Annotated in this window: 12 protein-coding genes and 2 riboswitches; all 12 genes read left to right on the forward strand. The window is 67.6% G+C overall.

Annotated elements, in window-relative coordinates:
* Positions 1-47 precede the first annotated feature (47 nt).
* Positions 48-159, forward strand: a riboswitch (glycine riboswitch).
* Between the two features lie 15 nt (positions 160-174).
* A riboswitch (glycine riboswitch) is annotated at positions 175-293 on the forward strand.
* 59 nt (positions 294-352) lie between these two features.
* The gene (gcvT, locus tag AC57B5_RS09260) at positions 353-1,486 is read left to right on the forward strand and encodes a glycine cleavage system aminomethyltransferase GcvT (protein ID WP_455905940.1); all 1,134 of its coding nucleotides are present in this window, start codon (positions 353-355) and stop codon (positions 1,484-1,486) included.
* A 135-nt stretch (positions 1,487-1,621) separates the two neighbouring features.
* The gene (gene gcvH, locus AC57B5_RS09265; protein ID WP_012206130.1) at positions 1,622-1,996 is read left to right on the forward strand and encodes a glycine cleavage system protein GcvH; all 375 of its coding nucleotides are present in this window, start codon (positions 1,622-1,624) and stop codon (positions 1,994-1,996) included.
* A gap of 71 nt (positions 1,997-2,067) precedes the next feature.
* The gene (gcvP, locus tag AC57B5_RS09270) at positions 2,068-4,959 is read left to right on the forward strand and encodes an aminomethyl-transferring glycine dehydrogenase (protein ID WP_496399337.1); all 2,892 of its coding nucleotides are present in this window, start codon (positions 2,068-2,070) and stop codon (positions 4,957-4,959) included.
* A gap of 154 nt (positions 4,960-5,113) precedes the next feature.
* Positions 5,114-7,333: a PAS domain-containing hybrid sensor histidine kinase/response regulator gene (locus AC57B5_RS09275; protein WP_141832499.1), complete on the forward strand. Its 2,220-nt coding sequence runs from the start codon at positions 5,114-5,116 to the stop codon at positions 7,331-7,333.
* 32 nt (positions 7,334-7,365) lie between these two features.
* Positions 7,366-8,064: an RluA family pseudouridine synthase gene (locus tag AC57B5_RS09280; protein WP_496399448.1), complete on the forward strand. Its 699-nt coding sequence runs from the start codon at positions 7,366-7,368 to the stop codon at positions 8,062-8,064.
* A gap of 340 nt (positions 8,065-8,404) precedes the next feature.
* On the forward strand, positions 8,405-9,526 hold the full coding sequence (locus AC57B5_RS09285; RefSeq protein WP_012206134.1) for a branched-chain amino acid ABC transporter substrate-binding protein: 1,122 nt from the start codon (positions 8,405-8,407) through the stop codon (positions 9,524-9,526).
* Between the two features lie 97 nt (positions 9,527-9,623).
* Positions 9,624-10,550 carry a high-affinity branched-chain amino acid ABC transporter permease LivH gene (livH, locus tag AC57B5_RS09290; RefSeq protein WP_012206135.1) on the forward strand — a complete coding sequence of 309 codons (927 nt, stop codon included), beginning with the start codon at positions 9,624-9,626 and terminating at the stop codon, positions 10,548-10,550.
* Positions 10,550-11,788: a high-affinity branched-chain amino acid ABC transporter permease LivM gene (locus AC57B5_RS09295; protein WP_043824703.1), complete on the forward strand. Its 1,239-nt coding sequence runs from the start codon at positions 10,550-10,552 to the stop codon at positions 11,786-11,788. Before livH ends, AC57B5_RS09295 begins: the two co-directional genes overlap by 1 nt.
* A 52-nt stretch (positions 11,789-11,840) precedes the next feature.
* Positions 11,841-12,608, forward strand: a complete 768-nt coding sequence (livG, locus tag AC57B5_RS09300; RefSeq protein WP_012206137.1) for a high-affinity branched-chain amino acid ABC transporter ATP-binding protein LivG — start codon at positions 11,841-11,843, stop codon at positions 12,606-12,608.
* A gap of 8 nt (positions 12,609-12,616) precedes the next feature.
* On the forward strand, positions 12,617-13,318 hold the full coding sequence (locus AC57B5_RS09305; protein WP_034398706.1) for an ABC transporter ATP-binding protein: 702 nt from the start codon (positions 12,617-12,619) through the stop codon (positions 13,316-13,318).
* 167 nt (positions 13,319-13,485) lie between these two features.
* The gene (pdxK, locus tag AC57B5_RS09310; protein ID WP_013801933.1) at positions 13,486-14,397 is read left to right on the forward strand and encodes a pyridoxine/pyridoxal/pyridoxamine kinase; all 912 of its coding nucleotides are present in this window, start codon (positions 13,486-13,488) and stop codon (positions 14,395-14,397) included.
* On the forward strand, positions 14,394-15,170 hold the full coding sequence (locus AC57B5_RS09315; RefSeq protein ID WP_496399338.1) for an SDR family NAD(P)-dependent oxidoreductase: 777 nt from the start codon (positions 14,394-14,396) through the stop codon (positions 15,168-15,170). The genes pdxK and AC57B5_RS09315 overlap by 4 nt, the downstream gene beginning before the upstream one ends.
* The last annotated feature ends 241 nt before the right edge of the window (positions 15,171-15,411 follow it).

Raw genomic sequence — 15,411 nt, forward strand, 5'->3', positions numbered from 1 at the left:
CGGCCCGCGGAAATCCCGAAGCCGCGCGGACGCTGGCCGCAGCTAGAATGCGCCGGTCAGGAGAGAGTGCCCGCCCGGCCGCAATGGTCACAGGCAGCGGCACCGCCGAAGGCGCAGGGTTCGTCCCGAACGCTCAGGCAAAAGGACTGGCACCGCCTGCCGCCACGGCCGCAGGCGTTCCTAGCTGGAGAGAGATGCAGGGCACGGCGGTGTGCCCCATCCACCGAAGGAGCAAGCCCCACGCATGGAAGGTGCGGGTGAATCTCTCAGGTAAAGCGGACAGCAGGGCAGGACATCCCGGGATTCCGGGATGGCGTTGTGCCTTGCCCCTTGCCGAAAAGAGAGTCCCTCCTTGACCGCTGCCTCCACCACCGATCTGCTCAAGACCCCGCTGTTCGACCTGCACCAGGAACTGGGCGCGCGCATGGTGCCGTTTGCCGGCTACTCCATGCCCGTGCAATACCCGCAGGGGCTGATGGCCGAGCACCTACACACGCGCGAGGCGGCAGGCCTGTTCGATGTCTCGCACATGGGCCAGATCAGCCTGCGCGGCCCGGATGCCGGCGCGGCGCTGGAATCGCTGCTGCCCATGGACGTGCTGGGCCTGGGCGAACACCGCCAGCGCTACGGCCTGCTGCTCAACGACGCGGGCGGCATTCTGGACGACCTGATGTTCGTGCGCCGCGAGGACGACCTGTTCCTGATCGTCAACGGCGCCTGCAAGCATGAAGACCTGGCGCACATAGAGGCCCGCATCGGCCAGCGCTGTGAAATCGAGCCCCAGTTCGACCGGGGCCTGCTGGCGCTGCAGGGCCCGCAGGCAGCAGCCGCCATGGAGCGCCTGCTGCCCGACACGGCCGGGCTGGTGTTCATGACGGGCGGCTACTTCGACTGGGAAGGCGCCGAGCTGTACATCACGCGCAGCGGCTATACCGGCGAGGACGGCTTCGAGATCTCCTTGCCCGCCAGCCACGCCGAGGCCTTTGCCCGTGCCCTGCTGGCCCAGCCCGAAGTCAGGCCCGTGGGCCTGGGCGCGCGCAATTCGCTGCGCCTGGAAGCCGGCCTGTGCCTGTACGGCAACGATCTGGACACGACCACCACCCCGGCCGAGGCCGCCCTGAACTGGGCCGTGCAGAAGATCCGCCGCATCGGTGGCGAGCGCGAAGGCGGCTTTCCCGGCGCGGCCACCGTGCTGGCCCAGCTGCAGTCGCCCGAGCTGCTCACGCGCAAGCGCGTGGGCCTGGTGGCCCTGGAGCGCGTACCCGTGCGCGAAGGCACGGAGCTGCTGGACGCCAGCGGCCGCAAGGTCGGCCAGGTCACCAGCGGCCTGCTGTCGCCCACCCTGAACCAGCCCGTGGCACTGGCCTATGTGGAGCCGGGCAGCGCCGCCATCGGCACCACGCTGCAGGCCATGGTGCGCGGCAAGGCCGTGCCCATGCAGGTGCAGGCCACGCCCTTCGTGGCGCCCCGCTATCACCGCGGTTGAGGACAGCCTGCGCGCTTGGCGTGGAACGAGTTCGGCGGATTCGTTTTTCCTGCCATCGCATGCCGCTACAGTGCGCACTGACCTTTCTCAAACCGCCTTTCACAGGTTTCTTTTCAGTTTCTATCGGAGCAAGCCATGAGCATCCAGTATTCCAAGGACCACGAATGGATCAACGCCGCCAACCCTGACGCGGCCATCGTCGGCATCACCCTCCACGCGCAGGATGCGCTGGGCGACGTGGTGTTCGTCGATCTGCCCGCCGTGGGCACCAGCTTCAACCAGGGCGATGTGGCCGGCGTGGTCGAGTCCGTCAAGGCCGCCGCCGATGTCTACATGCCCGTCAGCGGCGAGATCGTCGAAGTCAACGAAGCCCTGCGCGACGACCCCTCCCTGGCCAACAGCGACCCGCTGGGCGAAGGCTGGTTCTTCAAGGTCAAGCTCAGCGACGCAGGCCAGCTGGCCGCGCTGCTCGACGAAGCCGCCTACACGGCCTTCGCACAGAGCAACTGACGCCACTTTCCGGCCAGGACGGGCGCCAGGGCCCGCCCTGGCGCTTTTCAGCTTTTGAGACAGGTCCCTCCATGCTGATGTCCTCCACCCAGCCCCTTGCCGCCCTCGAGAACGCCACCGAATTCGTGGCCCGCCATATCGGCATTGCGCCCGAAAACGAGGCCCACATGCTCAGCGCCATTGGCGCGGCATCGCGCGATGCGCTGATCGACGCCATCGTCCCGCCCTCCATCCGGCGCCACCAGCCCATGGCGCTGCCGCCAGCGGCCACCGAGGCACAGGCGCTGGCCGAACTCAAGGCGCTGGCAGGCCGCAACCAGCTGCTCAAAAGCTTCATCGGCCAGGGCTACTACGGCACGCACACGCCCGGCGTCATCCTGCGCAACATTCTGGAGAACCCCGCCTGGTACACGGCCTACACGCCCTACCAGGCCGAGATCTCGCAAGGCCGCATGGAGGCCCTGGTCAACTTCCAGACCATGGTCTGCGACCTGACGGCCATGCCGATTGCCAACGCCTCCATGCTGGACGAGGCCACGGCGGCCGCCGAGGCCATGACGCTGGCCAAGCGCTCCGTCAAAAGCAAGAGCAACCGTTTCGTGGTGGCGGGCGATGCCCACCCCCAGACCATCGAAGTCATCCAGACGCGCGCCGCGCCGCTGGGCATCGAGGTGCTGCTGGCCAACTCGCTGGAAGAATGGAACCAGCTGATGGAGGGCGACTACTTCGCCGTGCTGGCCCAGTACCCCGCCACCAGCGGACGCATCGACGATCTGCGTGCCGACGTGGACAAGGCCCATGCAAAGCAGGCCGCCTTCATCGTGGCCACCGACCTGCTGGCGCTGACCCTGATCACGCCGCCCGGCGAATGGGGTGCCGACATCGTGGTGGGCACCACCCAGCGCTTTGGCATGCCCATGGGCGCAGGCGGCCCGCATGCCGCCTTCATGGCCTGCCGCGACGAGTTCAAGCGCTCCCTGCCCGGCCGCCTGGTCGGCGTGAGCGTGGACGTGCACGGCAAGCCCGCCTACCGCCTGGCACTGCAGACGCGCGAGCAGCACATCCGCCGCGAAAAGGCCACCTCCAACATCTGCACGGCCCAGGTGCTGCCCGCCGTGGTGGCCAGCATGTATGCCGTCTACCACGGCCCCGAGGGCCTGGAGCGCATCGCCCGCCGCGTGGCCTCGTACACGGCCATCTTGGCGCGCGGCCTGGCCGAGCTGGGCGCGCCGCTGCGCGAGGTGCCCAGCTTCGACACGCTGAGCCTGCACACGGGTGCGGCCACGCAGGCCATCGTGGAGCGTGCCGTGTCCCTGGGCGCCAACCTGCGCGTGTATTTCAAGGAATACCTGTGCATCTCGCTGGACGAGACCACCACGCGCGCCGATGTCGAGCTGCTGTGGAAGATCTTCGCCCGGGACGGCCAGGCCCTGCCCAGCTTCGCCGCCTTCGAAAAGGGCGTGGAGCCGCTGATCCCTGACGGCCTGCGCCGCAGCAGCGACTTCCTCACGCACCCGGTGTTCAACACCCACCGCTCCGAGACCGCCATGCTGCGCTACATCCGCCAGCTGTCGGACAAGGACCTGGCGCTGGACCGCAGCATGATCCCGCTGGGCTCCTGCACCATGAAGCTCAACGCCACCAGCGAGATGATTCCCATCACCTGGCCCGAGTTCGCCCAGGTGCACCCCTTTGCCCCGGCCGACCAGCAGCAGGGCTATGCGGAACTGGACAAGCAGCTGCGCGACTGGCTGTGCCAGGCCACGGGCTACGCCGGCATCAGCCTGCAGCCCAATGCCGGCAGCCAGGGCGAGTACGCGGGCCTGCTGGCCATCAAGGGCTGGCATGCGAGCCGGGGCCAGTCGCACCGCAACGTCTGCCTGATTCCCAGCAGCGCCCACGGCACCAACCCCGCCAGCGCGCAGATGGTGGGCATGCAGGTGGTGGTCACCGCCTGCGATGCCAACGGCAACGTCGACATGGCGGACCTGGCGGCCAAGTGCGAGCAGCACAGTGCCAACCTGGCCTGCATCATGATCACCTACCCCAGCACGCACGGCGTGTTCGAGACCCAGGTCAAGGAGCTGTGCAAGCTGGTGCATGACCACGGCGGTCGCGTGTACGTGGACGGCGCCAACATGAATGCCCTGGTGGGCCTGGCCGCGCCGGGCAGCTTCGGCGGCGATGTCAGCCACCTGAACCTGCACAAGACCTTCTGCATTCCGCACGGCGGCGGCGGCCCGGGCGTGGGCCCCGTCTGCGTGGTCGAGGACCTCGTCCCCTTCCTGCCCGGCCATGCCACGGCGGGCCTTGCGGGCGGCACGGGTGCGATCAGTGCCGCGCCGCTGGGCAATGCGGCCGTGCTGCCCATCAGCTGGATGTACATCCGCATGATGGGTGCCCAGGGCCTGACCCTGGCCACCGAGACCGCCATCCTCAGCGCCAACTACATCAGCGCCCGGCTGCGCGACCACTACCCCACGCTGTACGCGGGCGAGCACGGCCATGTGGCGCACGAGTGCATCCTGGACCTGCGCCAGTTCAAGGAAAGCACGGGCGTCATGGCCGAGGACGTGGCCAAGCGCCTGATCGACTACGGCTTCCATGCGCCCACGCTGTCCTTCCCCGTGCCCAACACGCTGATGGTGGAGCCCACCGAAAGCGAAAGCCTGTACGAGCTGGACCGCTTCGTGGACGCGATGATCGCCATCCGCGAGGAAATCCGCGCCATCGAGCAGGGCCGCCTGCCCCAGGACGACAACCCGCTCAAGAACGCGCCGCACACGGCCGAGACGCTGCTGGCCTCGGAATGGGCCCACCCCTACAGCCGCGAGGCCGCTGCCTACCCGGTGGCCGCCCTGCGCCAGTCCAAGTACTGGTGCCCGGTGGGCCGCGTGGACAACGTCTACGGCGACCGCAACCTGTACTGCAGCTGCATCCCCGTGGACGCTTACCTGAGCTGAAGCACCTGCCACCGAAAGGGGCGCTTGTGGCGCCCCGCCTGGCGCGCGTACACTGCGGCCCTGCCCGCGCCGGGCTCCGGTAATCTGCCGGACGCCGGGCGCGGGCCACCAGGATTTGTGCGGCATGTGCCGCTTTCCACAGCGCCAGCCCGCGATGAGCAGCCCAGACCATTCCGATCCGCCTCGCGACGACGAGCACCTGCCCCTGCATGCGCTGCTGGCGCCCGGCGCCGACCTGCCCCCCGTCGAACGCTTCCCCCCCTTCCAGCCCGAAGACGACCCGCTGCAGGCCCTGGTGGCCGAGCTGCGCAACTACCAGCGCGAACTGGAAATCCAGAACCGCGTGCTGGACTACAGCCAGGCCGTGGCCGAAAGCGCCTCCGAGCGCTTCGAGGCCCTGTTCGCCAGCATTCCCCTGCCCCTGCTGGTGGTGGACGAGCACGACATGGTGGTGCAGGCCAACGCCATGGCGCACAGCGCCTTCCAGCCCTCCGAGCATGACCGGCTGCTGGTGAACTTCGCGCCCTTCGTGCACCCGGACGACGCCGAGCGCGTGCGCGAGACCTTCTCCGCCGCACGCGAGCTGGGCCGCACCGAGGCCCACGAGGTCTGCTTCGAGATCACCGAGCAGCACCAGCTGCGCGCCGACCTGCACGTGGCCTGCATCGCCATCCCCCAGCAAAGCGGCCCGCCCATTGCCCAGTACCTGTGCGCCGTGGTGGACCAGGGCCCGCTGCTGGCCGAGCGCCTGGCGCTGCAGCAGCGCAACCACCAGCTGTTCCTGAGCGAGCGGCGGCTGGAATCGGTCATCAACTCGGCGCTGGACGCCATCATCTGCCTGGACTCGGACCAGCGCATCACCGTCTTCAATCCCACGGCAGCCGCCCTGTTCCTGTGCCCGCCGCACGACGCGCTGGGCAGCCCGCTGGAGCGTTTCCTGCCCGATGCGGCACAGGCCCTGTCCTTTGCACCGCTGACCACGCAGGCCGTGCTGGGCGAGATGACGGCGCGCACGGCCAGCGGCCGCGAGATTCCGGTCGAGGTCAGTGTCTCCTTCGAGCACCACAGCGGCGGCGAGACCACCACCGTGTTCGCGCGCGACCTCACCAGCCGCAAGAAGGCCGAGGCCCAGCGCAACGAACTGGAAGACCAGCTGCGCGAATCGCACAAGATGCAGGCCCTGGGCACCATGGCCGGCGGCATTGCGCACGACTTCAACAACATCGTGGGCGCCATCCTGGGCAACGTGGAGCTGGCCAAGGCCGACTGCGGCGGCAATGCCGCGGCCATCGAAAGCCTGCAGGAGATCGAAAAGGCCGGCCGCCGCGCGCGCGACCTGGTGCGCCAGATCCTGACCTTCAGCCGCAACGAGCCGCCACAGCGCAAGCCCGTGCAGGCGCGCGAAGTCATGGGCGACACGGCGCGGCTGCTGCGCGTGACCCTGCCGCCCGCCGTGGAGCTGCAGGTGCATGTGCCGCCGCAGCTGCCCCCCATGCTGGCCGACGCCATGCAGGTGGAGCAGGCCCTGTTCAACCTGTGCACCAACGCCATGCACGCCCTGGGTGAGCGGCGCGGCCTGATCCAGATGGACGCCGACCTGGTGCGCCCCGACCAGCGCCTGTGCGAGCGCCTGGGCCTGCCACCCGTCAGCTACGTGGCGCTGTCGGTGCAGGACAACGGCCCCGGCATGGATGCGCGCACGCTGCAGCGCATCTTCGAGCCCTTCTTCACCACCAAGCCCGTGGGCCAGGGAACGGGCCTGGGCCTGCCCGTGGTGCACGGCGTCATGCGCAACCACGGCGGCGCCGTGGACGTGTACAGCATTCCAGGACAAGGCAGCCGCTTCACGCTGTACTTTCCCCCGGCCGACGCCCTGGCGCCCGCCGAGTACGCACCTGCCCAGGCGCCCGCGGCCGAAACGCCGCCCAGCCTGCCGGAGCCGCTGGCAGCCGCAGAAACCCCGACCGGCCCGCAGTTCGCCCTGCTGCCCGACCCGCAGGCCGCACAGCAGCATGTGATGTACGTGGACGACGACCAGGCCCTGGTCTTCCTCGTGCAGCGCCTGCTGCGCCGTCGTGGCTACCAGGTCAGCGGCTTCACCGATCCGCACGAGGCCACCGAGGCGCTGCGCGCCGCCCCGCAGGACTACGACCTGCTGGTCACCGACTACAACATGCCCGGCTATAGCGGCATCGACCTGGTGTACGAGGCGCTGTCCATCCAGCCCCTGCTGCCCATCGCCCTGGCCTCGGGCTACATCACTGCCGAGATCGAGCAGGCCGCCATGGCCGCTGGCGCCCGGGCCCTGGTGCACAAGCCCAATGACGTGGAGGAGCTGTGCGCCACCGTGCACAGGCTCCTGAATGAACGGTGAGCGGCTTGAACACTGAAACGCCGCAGGAGTGCATCGGTGCTGGTACTGCTGCCGATGCCGATGCCGATGCAGATACCGATGCAGGTGTCTGCTGCCTGTACGAGGACGCCGAGCTGCTGGTGCTGGACAAGCCCTCCGGCCTGCTGTGCGTGCCCGGGCGCGGCCCCGACAAGCAGGACTGCCTGAGCGGCCGCGCCTTGCAGCGCTGGCCCGATGCACTGGTCGTGCACCGGCTGGACCAGGCCACCTCGGGCCTGGTGGTCATGGCGCGCAGCCTGGCCAGCCAGCGCCTCCTGAGCGAAGCCTTTGCGCAGCGCCGCGTGCACAAGCGCTATGTGGCCGTGGTCGCCGGCCGCCCTGCCGCGCAGCAGGCCGACGCCTGGCAAAGCATCGACCTTCCGATAGCCGCCGACTGGGAGCGGCGCCCCTTGCGCATCATCGACGCCCTGCAGGGCAAGCCCAGCCAGACCCTGTGGCGCGCCATGCCCGCAGCCACCGAAGACCAGGGCACACCCACCACGCGGGTGCAGCTGCAGCCCGTGACGGGCCGCACCCACCAGTTGCGCGTGCACATGGCGGCGCTGGGCCATGCCATCCTGGGCGATGCGCTCTATGCCGATGCCGCCGTGCAAGCCCTGTCGCCGCGCCTGCTGCTGCATGCGCACCAGCTGGAGCTGGCCCATCCCCTGTCGGGCCAAACGCTGCGTTTCGAATCCGCCGTGCCGTTTTGATCCACCGCAGAAACACGCAAACCGGCGCCCTCTGGCGCGTTGCTGCAATGCAACATTCCGTGTACGTGTTTCCCCTTCTTGCAGTCGGTCATATTGGTTTCATGCAGCACCGTCTGGGTGCACCGTCGGCATCAGGCGTTTTCGTCGCCCAAAACCAGCGTTGACAAGCGGCCTGCGATGGCATCCAGCCCTTAGCGAAAAGCCTGCATGCGCGCCAGCCCCGGGATACCCTGTTGCCATTGGTAACCAGGAGATTAATCTGTGCTTCTTTGCGCGGATCGCCCCTACAGGAGCCACCGCGTTTTTCAGAACGCTTTACCCAAAGTTGAAGGAAGTACTCATGAGCATTCCGTTCCGCATGCACACCGTCGTCGCCGCCCTGGGTTTGGCTGGTGCCGCCTTGTTCTCCACAGCGCATGCGCAAATCAAGATCGCCATGGTGGTTCCCACCACCGGCCCGCTGACGCAGTACGGCGACATGGTCAAGGAAGGCGTGAACACCGCCGTGGAAATGGCCAATGCGGCTGGCGGCGTCAATGGCAAGAAGATCGAGCTGGTGTCCGTCGATGACGCCTGCGAACCCAAGCAAGGCCCCGTGGCCGCCAACCGCGTTGTCAACGCCAAGATCGGCTACGTGATCGGCCCCGTCTGCTCGGGCGCATCGATTGCCGCCGCCCCGATCTACAACAACGAAGGCGTGGTCGTCGTGACCCCCTCGGCCACTTCCCCGGCCCTGACCGACGGCAAGAACTACCACTTCATCTTCCGCACCATCGGCCGCGATGACCAGCAGGGCCCGGCCGCCGCCAAGTTCATCCTGGACAAGGCCAAGCCCAAGAAGGTTGCCGTGCTGCACGACAAGCAGTCGTATGGCCAGGGCATTGCATCCTCCGTGCGTGACGACCTGAAGAAGGCCGGCGTGGAAGTGGCCCTGTTCGAAGGCATCAACGCCGGCGACAGCGACTACTCCGCCGTCATCACCAAGCTCAAGAGCGCCGGTGTGGACTTCGTCTACTACGGCGGCTACCACCCTGAAATGGGCCTGCTGCTGCGCCAGGCTTCCGAGCAGGGCCTGAAGGTCCGCATGATGGGCCCCGAAGGCGTGGGCAACCCCGAAGTCAACGCCATCGCCGGCAACGCCGTCGAAGGCATGCTGGTGACCCTGCCTGCAGACTTCTCGGCCAACCCCAAGAACGCCGCCGTGGTCAAGGCCTTCAAGGACAAGAAGCGCAATCCCTCGGGCGCCTTCCAGCTGACCGCATTTGCCGCCACGCAAGTGCTGCTGGACAGCATCAAGGCCGTGGGCGACAGCCCCGCCAAGGTGGCTGACCACCTGCACAAGTCCAACTTCGAGACCGTTCTGGGCTCGGTGGGCTGGAACAAGCAGGGCGACCTGAAGTCCTTCGACTTCCAGGTGTTCGAATGGCACAAGGACGGCAGCAAGTCGGTCGCTGCCAAGTAATCCCCCTCGTTGACTGGCCGGGGCACGCTTGCGCGTGTCCCGGTTGTCTGCATCCTGGCCTTTTAGGCCTTTTCCTGTTTTGGGGCGGCATTACACCATGTCAGAACTCTTACCTCAGCTGATACAGCAGCTGTTCAACGGACTGTCCCTGGGCGCCATCTATGCCCTGATCGCCATCGGCTACACAATGGTCTACGGCATCATCGGGATGATCAACTTCGCCCACGGCGACATCTACATGATCGGCGCCTACATCGGCCTGGTCACGCTGTCGGCCATCGGCACGACAAGCGGCCTGCCCGTGTGGGCCATCATCGGCCTGATGCTGGTGGTGTCGGTCTTCGTCACCGGCGTCTACGGCCTGGTGGTGGAACAGGTGGCCTACAAGCCGCTGCGCCGCAGCCCCCGCCTGGTGGCCCTGATCTCGGCCATCGGCATGTCCATCTTCCTGCAGAACTGGGTGGCCCTGGGCCAGGGCGCGCGCGACATGGCCGTGCCCTCGCTGCTGCCGGGCGCGCTGCGCTTCGGCGCCGAAGGTGGCTTCGAGATCTATGTGCCCTACTCGCGCATCCTGATCATCGTGGTCGCCATCGTGCTCATGGTGCTGCTGACGCTGTACATCCGCCATTCCCGCATGGGCCGTGCCTCGCGCGCCTGCGCCCAGGACATGCACATGGCCAGCCTGCTGGGCATCGACACCAACCGCGTGATCTCGTTCACCTTCGTGCTGGGCGCCATGCTGGCGGCCGTGGGCGGCGTGCTGATCGCGCTGGCCGTGGGCAAGCTCAACCCGTTCATCGGCTTTCTGGCCGGCATCAAGGCCTTCACGGCGGCAGTGCTGGGCGGCATCGGCTCCATCCCTGGCGCCATGCTGGGCGGCGTGCTGCTGGGCGTGGCCGAGACCTTTGCTGCGGCCTACATCTCGTCCGAGTACAAGGACATCGTGGCCTTCGGCCTGCTGGTGCTGATCCTGCTGTTCCGCCCCACGGGCCTGCTGGGCAAGCCTGAAGTGGAGAAGGTCTGATGAAAGCCAAACCCACCTTGAACCTGCGCGACGCCCTGATCGCCACGGTGATGACGGCCGTGGTCGTCACGCCCATCTTCGGCCTGCACCTGGAGCGCGCCGGCACCCGCACCATCATCAACCCCGACTGGACGGTGGTGGCCTGGGCCTGCGCCCTGGTCTTCCTGGTGCAGCTGCTGCGCCCGCTGATCGCGGCGAAGATGCCCAAGGTCTCGCTGCCCTCGCTGCCGCACGCACGCCCCAGCCACCGCAACGGCCTGATCCTGGCCGCCCTGCTGATCGCCGTGTCCTGGCCCTTCTTCGCGGGCCGCAACGCGGTGGACATCGCCACGCTGGCCATGATCTACGTGATGCTGGGCCTGGGCCTGAACATCGTCGTGGGCTTTGCCGGCCTGCTGGACCTGGGCTTCGTGGGCTTCTACGCCGTGGGCGCCTACACCTATGCGCTGCTGTTCCACTGGGCCGGCTGGTCCTTCTGGGAAGCGCTGCCGCTGGCTGGCGCCGCTGCCGCGATGTTCGGCTTCGTGCTCGGCTTTCCGGTGCTGCGGCTGCGCGGTGACTACCTGGCCATCGTGACGCTGGGCTTCGGCGAAATCATCCGCCTGATGCTGGTCAACCTGACCAGCATTACGGGCGGGCCGGACGGCATCTCCAGCATCCCCAAGCCCACGGTGCTGGGCCTGGAGATGACGCGCAATCCCTCCACCGAGGGCGGCACGACCTTCCACCAGTTCCTGGGGCTGGAGTTCAGCTCGCTGCACATGGTGATCTTCCTGTACCTGATGGCGCTGCTGCTGGCCGTGATCACGCTGTGCATCTCCAACCGCCTGGTGCGCATGCCCATAGGCCGCGCCTGGGAGGCGCTGCGCGAGGACGAGATCGCCTGCCGCTCCCTGGGCCTGAACCCCATGAAGATCAAGCTGTCCGCCTTCACGCTGGGCGCCATGTTCGCCGGCCTGGGCGGCGCCTTCTTCGCGGCGCGCCAGGGCATCGTCAACCCCGAATCGTTCACCTTCATCGAATCGGCGCTGATCCTGTCCATCGTGGTGCTGGGCGGCATGGGCTCGCAGCTGGGCGTGATCATCGCGGCCATCTTGCTGACGGTGTTGCCCGAGCTGGCGCGCGAGTTCTCCGAGTACCGCATGCTGATCTTCGGCCTGGTGATGGTGCTGATGATGATCTGGCGCCCGCAGGGCCTGCTGCCCATGCGCCGCCACCATGTGGAGGTGCGCTCATGAGGCATGCCGACACCATGATTTTTGGGACAACAGAAAGCAGCAAGGGCCGGCAATGAGCGAGTATTTGCTAGAAGTCAAAGACCTGTGCATGCGCTTCGGCGGCCTGCTGGCCGTGGACCATGTGGGCTTCAACGTGCGCCCGCAGGAAGTGTTTGCCATCATCGGCCCCAACGGCGCCGGCAAGACCACGGTGTTCAACTGCATCAGCGGTTTCTACCAGCCCAGCAGCGGCTCCGTCACGCTGGACGGCAGCGCCATCGAGGGCCGCAGCAGCCACCACGTGGCCAACCACGGCGTGGTGCGCACCTTCCAGAACGTGCGGCTGTTCAAGTCCATGACGGTGCTGGAAAACCTGCTGGTGGCACAGCACCGCCGCTCGGGCGTCAACCTGCTGTCGGGCCTGTTCAACACGGCAAGCTACCGCCGCAGCGAAGAGGAAAAGATCGAGAGCGCCCTGCACTGGCTGGACGTCATGGGCCTGCGCGAGTTCGTCAACCGCGAGGCCGGCAACCTGGCCTACGGCCACCAGCGCCGCCTGGAGATCGCGCGCTGCATGATCACCAAGCCGCGCGTGCTCATGCTCGACGAACCCGCCGCCGGCCTGAACCCGCAGGAGAAGAAGGACCTGCAGGGCCTGATCGACCAGCTGCGCCGCCAGTACGGCATTGCCGTGCTGCTGATCGAGCACGACATGGGCCTGGTCATGGGCGTGTCCGAGCGCATCCTGGTCATGGAGTACGGCAAGCCCATCGCCATGGGCCTGCCGGACGCCATCCGCAACGATGAACGGGTCATCAAGGCCTACCTGGGAGAAGCCTGATGCCTGCCATGCTGCAACTGGAGAACATCTCCACCCACTACGGTGCCATCTGCGCGGTCGACAGCGTGAGCCTGCACGTCAACCAGGGCGAAATCGTCTCGCTGATCGGCTCCAACGGCGCCGGCAAGACCTCGCTGCTGATGACGGTGTGCGGCAACCCGCGCGCCAGCTCGGGCCGCATCTCGTTCGAGGGCGAGGACATCACCCAGCTGCCCTCGCACCACATCATGCGCAAGGGCATCGCGGTCTCGCCCGAGGGACGGCGCATCTTCTCGGACCTCACGGTCACGGACAACCTGAAGATGGGCGGATTCTTCCTGGACAAGCCGCAGATCGAGGCCGGCATCGAACATGTGTTCGGCCTCTTCCCGCGCCTGCGTGAGCGCGCCCACCAGCGCGCCGGCACCATGTCGGGCGGCGAGCAGCAGATGCTGGCCATCGGCCGCGCGCTGATGAGCAAGCCCCGCCTGCTGCTGCTGGACGAGCCCACGCTGGGCCTGGCGCCGCTGATCATTGCGCAGATCTTCGAGATCATCCAGACCATCCGCACGGCCGGCGTCACGGTCTTCCTGGTCGAGCAGAACGCCAACCGCGCCCTGCAGATCGCCGACCGCGGCTATGTGCTGGAAACCGGCAAGGTGGTGTTGGAAGACACCGGCGCCAACCTGCTGACCAACGACGCCGTGCGCCGCGCCTACCTGGGCGCCTGACAACGCACAGGCGCCTGGCGCTCCACGGGCCCGCCCTTTGGCGGGCCTTTTTCTTTTCACGCGCAGATCGCACAGTGGTCTGGTCATGCGCGGCCGATTGTGGGGTCTGCGGCCTGGGCGCAGGCGTTATAAAACACGTCCCTGCCTCTCATTGCTCCCCCACGCCCATGAACGCCTGCGCCCCCCAAGACATGCTGCAACCCCTGGCCATCGACGTGGTGTCCGTGCAGTCCCAGGTCGTCTACGGCCGCGTTGGCAACAACGTGGCCATGCCCACGCTGCAGGCGCTGGGGCTGGCGGCGGCGGCCGTGCCCACGGTGGTGTTCAGCAACACGCCGCACTATCCCAGCATCCACGGCGGGGCGATTGCCGCCGAGTGGTTTGCGGGCTATCTGCAGGACCTGGGCGCGCGCGGCGGGCTGCGGCAGTTGCAGGCCGTGCTGGCCGGCTACCTGGGCGGGCCGGCCCAGGCCACGCTGCTGGCGGACTGGGTTGCCGGCCTGCTGGCGCAGCGGCCCGGCCTGCGCGTGGTGGTGGACCCGGTGATCGGCGACCACGACAGCGGCATCTATGTGGACCCCGCCATGGTCGAGGCCTACCAGCGCCACCTGCTGCCGCTGGCCGACGGGCTGACACCCAACCATTTCGAGCTGGAGCGGCTGACCGCGCGCCCTGTGCGCGGCATGGACGATGTGGTCCAGGCCGCGCGCAGCCTGCTCAAGGGCCGCACGCAGTGGGTGGCCGTGACCAGCGCATCGCCCGAGCTGGACGGCGAGCCTGCCCAGCGCATGCGCGTGGCCCTGGTCACGCGCGATGACGTGCACGTGATCACCCACGCGCGGGTAGATGCGGTGCCCAAGGGAACGGGCGATCTGTTCAGTGCCGCGCTCACCGGGCACTGGCTGCAGGGCGCCAGCCTGCACGAGGCGGCCGAGCGTGCCTGCGAACGCATCGTGCAGGCGCTGGAGCGCACCCGGCAGGCGCACAGCGCCGAGCTGCTGCTGCCATCGGACCCTGTCGCCGCCCAGGCAGCGGCCGGGCCGGCAGCACGGGCACAAGCGATACCATCGCCCGCATGAACAATGCATCGCCTCTTCTTTCCCTGACGATTCTTACCGGCGCCTCGCGCGGCATGGGCCTGGCCATGGCCCGGCAACTGCTGGATGCCGGCCATGAACTGGTCACGCTGTCGCGCTCCACCAGCGAAGACCTGGCCCGGGCGGCCGCCACGGCGGGCGCGCCGCTGCAGCAGTGGAGCGTGGACCTGGGCGAGCCCGAGGCCGCGGCCCGCAGGCTGGGCGACTGGCTGGCCGGCCTGGACGCCGCGCGCTACGCCAGCGTCACCCTGATCAACAACGCGGGCGTGATTCCGCAGATTGCGCCGCTGTCGCAGCTGCAGCCCGCCGACATTGCCCAGGCCATGCGAGTGGGGCTGGAGGCGCCCATGCTGCTGACGGCCGCCTTCCTGGCCGCCACCGAAAGCTGGACGGCCGTGCCGCGCAAGGTGCTCAACATTTCTTCGGGCCTGGGCCGGCGCGCCATTGCCTCGCAGGCCTCCTACTGCGCGGCCAAGGCCGGCATGGACCATTTCAGCCGCAGCGTGGCGCTGGACGAGGCGCTCAAGCCCCACGGCGCGCGCATCTGCTCGCTGGCGCCCGGCGTCATCGACACCGACATGCAGGTGCAGTTGCGCAGCGCGGATACCGCCGCCTTCCCCGATGCAGGCAACTTCGCCCAGCTCAAGGAGGGCGGCAAGCTGTCCACGCCCGAGCAGGCGGCAGCGCTGGTGCTGGGCTGGCTGCAGCGTGCCAATTTTGGCGAGCAGGTGGTGGCCGACGTGCGCCAGCCCTGAGCATTTTCCGGATGGCAGCTTCAATGCGGCGATGAATATCCGGCAATGGAAAAGGCATCGCTGCACTGACCTGAATAATCCGAATACCCGCCCTGGAAAATGTTCTGCAAGAATTACCGATTGCAGGCAGCATTTTCCATATCCGGCCTGCGCATTCGCTTGAAAAGCGTCATCTGGCAAAGGATGACGTTTTTCATCTGCGTTTGCCAGTCCTGCATTTCCAATCCTCCTACAGCGGCGT

The organism is Delftia sp. BGA-UO-ETr-SB1 (assembly GCF_059567865.1).

Bases quoted from the DNA above. Each gene is read 5' to 3' on its own strand.
- gcvH (WP_012206130.1), top strand. From the start codon at position 1,622: ATGAGCATCCAGTATTCCAAGGACCACGAATGGATCAACGCCGCCAAC.
- gcvP (WP_496399337.1), top strand. From the start codon at position 2,068: ATGCTGATGTCCTCCACCCAGCCCCTTGCCGCCCTCGAGAACGCCACC.
- AC57B5_RS09275 (WP_141832499.1), top strand. From the start codon at position 5,114: ATGAGCAGCCCAGACCATTCCGATCCGCCTCGCGACGACGAGCACCTG.
- AC57B5_RS09285 (WP_012206134.1), top strand. From the start codon at position 8,405: ATGAGCATTCCGTTCCGCATGCACACCGTCGTCGCCGCCCTGGGTTTG.
- livH (WP_012206135.1), top strand. From the start codon at position 9,624: ATGTCAGAACTCTTACCTCAGCTGATACAGCAGCTGTTCAACGGACTG.
- AC57B5_RS09295 (WP_043824703.1), top strand. From the start codon at position 10,550: ATGAAAGCCAAACCCACCTTGAACCTGCGCGACGCCCTGATCGCCACG.
- livG (WP_012206137.1), top strand. From the start codon at position 11,841: ATGAGCGAGTATTTGCTAGAAGTCAAAGACCTGTGCATGCGCTTCGGC.
- AC57B5_RS09305 (WP_034398706.1), top strand. From the start codon at position 12,617: ATGCTGCAACTGGAGAACATCTCCACCCACTACGGTGCCATCTGCGCG.
- pdxK (WP_013801933.1), top strand. From the start codon at position 13,486: ATGAACGCCTGCGCCCCCCAAGACATGCTGCAACCCCTGGCCATCGAC.
- AC57B5_RS09315 (WP_496399338.1), top strand. From the start codon at position 14,394: ATGAACAATGCATCGCCTCTTCTTTCCCTGACGATTCTTACCGGCGCC.